Here is a 5,229-nt window from a genome sequence, read left to right as displayed (position 1 = left end):
ACTCTATCAGATCTTTTCTCGACCCGATTTCCTCGGTGCTTTCCAGGTTTCCGCTTTCGCGTTTCCCTTTCCGGCGGTTCCGACTTTATCAGAAGTTCTGAGTCGGATTTCCCTCTCCGGCCGGGCATGGTCCTGGTGCCTGAGTTGGCCCGGGTGCCCCGTCGGGAGGAGTTGTAAACCTACTGGAGCGGGGCGCCTCGATGCAAATCGAGGCGCCCCGCTCCCAGTTGGCGTGGGCTCAGGCCCGACGGTCCGTCAGACCTCCACCACCACAGGCAGGATCATCGGCCGGCGCCGGTAGGTGTCCGAGACCCACTTGCCCAGCGTGCGGCGGATGAGCTGCTGGAGCTGGTGGGGTTCGACCACGCCGTCCTGGGCGGAGCGTTCGAGCACCTCCGTGATCCTGGGCGCCACATCACTGAAGGCCGAGTCCTCGATGCCCGAGCCGCGGGCCTGGATGTGCGGGCCGCCGGTGATCTTCCCGGTGGAGGAGTCGATGACCACGAAGACCGAGATGATGCCCTCGTCGCCGAGGATCTTGCGGTCCTTCAGGGCCGGCTCGCCCACGTCACCGACCGAGAGGCCGTCGACGTAGACGTAGCCCGCCTGGACCTTGCCGGAGATCTTCGCCTTGCCCTCGACGAGGTCGACGGCGACGCCGTCCTCGGCGATGACGATGCGATCGTGCGGGACGCCGGTCAGGGCGCCCAGCTCGGCGTTGGCGCGCAGGTGGCGCCATTCGCCGTGCACCGGCATCAGGTTCTTCGGGCGGCAGATGTTGTAGAAGTACAGCAGCTCGCCCGCGGAGGCGTGGCCGGAGACGTGGACCTTGGCGTTGCCCTTGTGGACGACGTTCGCGCCCCAGCGGGTGAGGCCGTTGATCACGCGGTAGACCGCGTTCTCGTTGCCGGGGATCAGGGACGACGCCAGGATCACCGTGTCGCCCTGGACGATGCGGATCTGGTGGTCGCGGTTGGCCATGCGGGACAGGGCCGCCATCGGTTCGCCCTGGGAGCCCGTGCAGACCAGGACCACCTCGCTGTCCGGGAGGTCGTCGAGCGTCTTGACGTCCACGACCAGGCCCGGGGGAACCTTCAGGTAGCCCAGGTCCCGGGCGATGCCCATGTTGCGGACCATGGAGCGGCCGACGAAGGCGACGCGGCGGCCGTACTCGTGCGCCGCGTCCAGGATCTGCTGGATGCGGTGCACGTGGCTGGCGAAGCTCGCGACGATGATGCGCTTGCGGGCTCCGGCGAAGACCTGGCGCAGGACGTTGGAGATCTCCCGCTCGGGCGGGACGAACCCCGGCACCTCGGCGTTCGTCGAGTCCGAGAGGAGGAGGTCGATGCCCTCCTCGCTCAGGCGTGCGAAGGCGTGGAGGTCCGTGAGGCGGCTGTCCAGCGGGAGCTGGTCCATCTTGAAGTCGCCGGTGTGGACCACCATGCCCGCGGGGGTGCGGATGGCCACGGCCAGCGCGTCCGGGATGGAGTGGTTGACCGCGATGAACTCGCAGTCGAAGGGGCCGATGCGCTCGCGGTGCCCCTCCGTCACCTCGAGGGTGTACGGGCGGATGCGGTGCTCCTGGAGCTTGGCCTCGATGAGGGCGAGGGTCAGCTTGGAGCCGATCAGCGGGATGTCCGGCTTCTCGCGCAGGAGGAAGGGGACGCCGCCGATGTGGTCCTCGTGCCCGTGCGTGAGCACGATGCCCTCGATGTCGTCGAGGCGATCCCTGATGGACGAGAAGTCCGGCAGGATCAGGTCGATTCCGGGCTGCTCCTCCTCGGGGAAGAGCACTCCGCAGTCGACGATCAGCAGGCGGCCGCCGAATTCGAAGACCGTCATGTTCCGGCCGATTTCGCCGAGGCCGCCGAGCGGGGTGACACGCAGGCCGCCTTCGGGGAGCGGCGGAGGCGTGCGGAGTTCGGGATGCGGATGACTCAAAAGACTCTCCTCACCACACACGCCACGTACCGGTGGGGCACGTGGCGCGCATGACGTTCGTGCAGAAGCAGTTGTATGTGTGGGGTGCGGGCACCGGTGGCCCGCCTATTCAGTTGTGAAGCAGTTGCGCGGGGGTCGCGCGAAGTCTGATGTCAGAGCTGTACCCCGCCGGCGGCAAGATCGATCTTGAGTTGCTCGATCTCCTCGGGCGCACACTCGACCATGGGAGCTCGCAGGGGCCCGGCGGGCAGTCCCTTCAGGGTGAGCGCGGCCTTGGTCGTCATCACGCCCTGGGTGCGGAACATACCCGTGTAGACGGCGAGCAGCTTCTGGTGGATCTCCGTGGCCTTCTGGACGTCACCGGAGGTGTACGCCTCGACCAGGGCGCGCAGCTCGGGGGTGACGACGTGGCCGACGACCGAGACGAAGCCGACCGCGCCGACCGAGAGCAGGGGCAGGTTCAGCATGTCGTCGCCGGAGTACCAGGCGAGGCCGGAGCGGGCGATGGCCCAGCTGGCGCGGCCGAGGTCGCCCTTGGCGTCCTTGTTGGCGACGATCCGCGGGTGCTCGGCGAGGCGGACGAGCGTCTCGGTGTTGATCGGGACGCCGCTGCGGCCGGGGATGTCGTAGAGCATCACCGGGAGGCCGGTGGTGTCGGCGACGGCCGTGAAGTGCCGGTAGAGGCCTTCCTGCGGGGGCTTGTTGTAGTACGGGGTCACCACGAGCAGGCCGTGTGCGCCGGTGCGTTCCGCCGCGCGGGCGAGTTCGATGCTGTGGTGGGTGTCGTTGGTGCCGACTCCGGCCACGACGTGGGCCCGGTCTCCGACCGCCTCCAGGACCGCCCGTACGAGATCCGCTTTCTCCGCGTCGCTGGTGGTCGGGGACTCGCCGGTGGTGCCGTTGATGACCAGGCCGTCGTTGCCTGCGTCCACCAGGTGGGCGGCGAGCCGCTGCGCGCCGTCGAGGTCGAGTGCGCCGTCCGCCGTGAAGGGCGTGACCATGGCGGTGAGGACCCGCCCGAAGGGGGTCTGCGGAGTCGAGGTCGGAGCCATGGGTTACACGCTACTCGTTGCTCAGGACAGGGTCTGCCCGCGGGGCAGGCGACAAGTCGTGACAAAGGTGGAGCCCGGCACTGCCTGCTCGGGGGTTCAAGCAGTGCCGGACCCGTTTGATCAGGCTAGATGAACTTCTCCAAATGCCGCAATACGGACACTTCGCGCGGCTGAACCGTACATCTGTACCGGACCGGCGGACTCGGGGCGCGTCAGGGCGCCACGCGTCCGTTCGCGTTGAAGGCGGCGTAGGTGAGCGGCATGAGCCGGGCCCACTCGGCCTCCATCTTCTCGCCGACCATCTCGATCTCGCGCTGCGGGAAGGACGGCACCTTGGCCAGCTCGTGCTGGGTGCGCAGGCCGAGGAAGTGCATCAGCGAGCGGGCGTTGCAGGTGGCGTACATGGAGGAGTACAGGCCCACCGGGAGGACCGCACGGGCCACCTCGCGGGCGACACCGGCGGCGAGCATCTCCTGGTAGGCCTCGTACGCCTGCCGGTACGAGTCCTCCATGACGCGGCCGACCAGCTCCTGCTGGGCCTGGGTGCCCTCCACGAAGACGTACTTGCCCGGGCGGCCCTCCTGGACCAGCTTGCGGGACTCGTCGGGGACGTAGAAGACGGGCTGGAGCTCGCGGTAGCGGCCGCTCTCCTCGTTGTAGGACCAGCCGACGCGGTGCCGCATGAACTCGCGGAAGACGAAGATCGGGGCGCTGATCAGGAAGGTCATCGAGTTGTGCTCGAAGGGGCTGCCGTGCCGGTCCCGCATCAGGTAGTTGATCAGGCCCTTGGAACGCTCGGGGTCCTTCTTCAGCTCGTCCAGGGACTGCTCGCCGAGGGTCGAGACGCGGGCGGCGAAGAGGACGTCCGCGTCGGACGCGGTGTGCTTGACCAGCTCGACGGTGACGTCGCTGCGGTAGCTGGGCTTGAGGTCGTCGGCGGGGGTGTCGGTCACGGTTGGCAGGGCCTTCCCATCTCGTCGTGTGGCGACGCCACTCTACGGCCCGGCCGATTCGGTGCGATCGGTGGCGTGCCGCTATGAAGTCGGTGAAACAGGGCACCTCTGAGGGAGTTCGTTCGTCTCTACAGACGACAGTGATCCGTTCCACCCTTGAAGGGAGACGCACCCCTGATGTTCGGTCGGCGTGAACCCGTACCGTTTGCCTTCGTCGCCGAGGCCGACAGGTTCCGCAGCAATGTCACTCCCCCACCGCGCGAGCGGCCGTCCGTCGGTCAGATGGCCGGCCGTTGGCTGCTGGGGCTCACCATCGTGGCGGGGCTCGTGGGGTCCCTGGTCATCGGGACGCCCGCGCTGACGCCCGGCCATTCGGCCGATCAGCCTCAGCAGTCGCAGGCGTCCGAGAAGCGCTGAACCGCACCGGGCCGGTGGTGACTCCATCCGGCCCCCCGCCAGTGGTGACCGGGGACACAGATCGGTAGCCTCACCGGGCACAGCCCACGCATGGATCGAGTGAGGACCAGCCGTGCCCCTGCCCTTCCTGACGGCCGACCGCGTTTTCGAGGCGGCGGACGACGTTCCGTTGCCCTACGACGACCGTGACCGCTGGCGGCGTCCGTACCGGCCGGGGCCGTGGCGAGTCGGGGCGGCGGCGCTCGCGCTGCTGCTCGCCTCGTTCGTGCTGTTCGCGGCGGTCATCATCGCCGCGACGGCCCAACTGACGTCGGCCGCGGTGGTGTTCGGGCTCGCACTGCTCGTCATCGCCGCCGCGCTGCGGCTGCTGCGCATGGGCGTGTGGGTCAGCGCGCGCGGGCTGCGGCACGTGGGTTTCCTCACCACGCGTACGGCGTCCTGGGAGCAGGTCGTCTCCGTGCGGACGGTGCAGCAGCCGGTGCGCTGGCTGGGACTGCCCCGGGCCGTGCAGGGGCAGGCGCTGCTGCTCGGCCGCCGGGGCCAGGACACCGGCGGTCCCTCGCCGCTGCTGACCACCCACAACGCGGACTTCCTGGGCCGCACGGAGGCCTTCGACCGGGCGGCTGACTCGGTCGAGGCGTGGGCCGAGGAGTACGGCCCGCGCTGAGGTCCTCGACCCTCATGCCGGCGGGGGGGGGCCCGGGGGGGGGGGGGGGGCCCCCCCCCCCGGGGGGGGGGGGGGGGGGGGGGGGGGGGGGGGGGGGGGCCCGCCCGCCCCCGCGGCGGCCTCGGCGGCCGCCGTCTCGGTCGTACCCGTCATCAGGACCCCAGCGACTTCTGGGTCTCGGTCCACTTCTCGCCGAGGC

At 69.4% G+C, this 5,229-nt stretch carries 5 protein-coding genes; 2 read left to right on the top strand and 3 right to left on the bottom strand.

Annotation, left to right across the window (positions count from 1 at the left end):
* Nucleotides 1–255: 255 nt before the first annotated feature.
* The 3 genes from ACIRDU_RS38565 to thyX all read right to left on the bottom strand — a co-directional run bounded on the left by ACIRDU_RS38565 (nt 256) and on the right by thyX (nt 3,946).
* Nucleotides 256–1,941: a ribonuclease J gene (locus ACIRDU_RS38565; protein ID WP_403588892.1), complete on the bottom strand. Its 1,686-nt coding sequence runs from the start codon at nt 1,939–1,941 to the stop codon at nt 256–258.
* Nucleotides 1,942–2,093: 152 nt separating this feature from the next.
* The gene (dapA, locus tag ACIRDU_RS38560; RefSeq protein WP_403588890.1) at nt 2,094–2,993 is read right to left on the bottom strand and encodes a 4-hydroxy-tetrahydrodipicolinate synthase; all 900 of its coding nucleotides are present in this window, start codon (nt 2,991–2,993) and stop codon (nt 2,094–2,096) included.
* 212 nt (nt 2,994–3,205) lie between these two features.
* On the bottom strand, nt 3,206–3,946 hold the full coding sequence (gene thyX, locus ACIRDU_RS38555) for an FAD-dependent thymidylate synthase (RefSeq protein WP_352120094.1): 741 nt from the start codon (nt 3,944–3,946) through the stop codon (nt 3,206–3,208).
* Between the two features lie 177 nt (nt 3,947–4,123).
* Between thyX and ACIRDU_RS38550 the strand changes: the two genes are divergently transcribed.
* The gene (locus ACIRDU_RS38550) at nt 4,124–4,363 is read left to right on the top strand and encodes a hypothetical protein (protein WP_403588888.1); all 240 of its coding nucleotides are present in this window, start codon (nt 4,124–4,126) and stop codon (nt 4,361–4,363) included.
* 112 nt (nt 4,364–4,475) lie between these two features.
* Complete coding sequence (locus ACIRDU_RS38545) at nt 4,476–5,030, top strand: hypothetical protein (RefSeq protein ID WP_403588887.1); 555 nt, start codon at nt 4,476–4,478, stop codon at nt 5,028–5,030.
* The last annotated feature ends 199 nt before the right edge of the window (nt 5,031–5,229 follow it).

The sequence above is a fragment of the Streptomyces sp. NPDC093598 genome, assembly GCF_044764825.1.
GTDB lineage: Bacteria > Actinomycetota > Actinomycetes > Streptomycetales > Streptomycetaceae > Streptomyces.
Note: the sequence above shows the minus strand (reverse complement) of the source record. Positions and strands in the feature narration are given on the sequence as shown.

Bases quoted from the DNA above. Each gene is read 5' to 3' on its own strand.
- dapA (WP_403588890.1), bottom strand. From the start codon at position 2,993: ATGGCTCCGACCTCGACTCCGCAGACCCCCTTCGGGCGGGTCCTCACC.
- ACIRDU_RS38550 (WP_403588888.1), top strand. From the start codon at position 4,124: ATGTTCGGTCGGCGTGAACCCGTACCGTTTGCCTTCGTCGCCGAGGCC.